The following is a 307-nucleotide window of genomic DNA, read 5'->3' as shown; positions in this document are numbered from 1 at the left end:
CGAATTTCAAGAGAAATCGTTGGTCAATTCAATGGTATTGTATCCGGGGGTTTCTCTGGATATGACCAACCGGGCGGGGATGGCGCTGTCTAACTCGCTCCAGGATAATCCCCTTTATGAATGGGTGCAGGTGCGGGCGGGGCGAACTCCCGGCGATGCGGACGGGGCGGGGGGAAATATGGCTCATGTTGATGTCGAACTCAGCGATATTGCGCTCAAAAATCGCGAAGCCAGCGTTAAGGAACTGCGGGAAATGTTTTTAAAATTACCGGGGGTTGCTCCCAATATTGGCGGGGTTTTTTTTTTT

1 protein-coding gene is annotated in these 307 nt (G+C 51.5%); it reads left to right on the top strand.

From position 1 onward, the window contains the following. Positions 1-307 (top strand): efflux RND transporter permease subunit (locus tag M595_RS28800; RefSeq protein WP_023070076.1); only part of this gene is annotated, 307 nt, incomplete at both ends.

The organism is Lyngbya aestuarii BL J (genome assembly GCF_000478195.2).
Taxonomy (GTDB): domain Bacteria; phylum Cyanobacteriota; class Cyanobacteriia; order Cyanobacteriales; family Microcoleaceae; genus Capilliphycus; species Capilliphycus aestuarii.
Note: the sequence above shows the minus strand (reverse complement) of the source record. Positions and strands in the feature narration are given on the sequence as shown.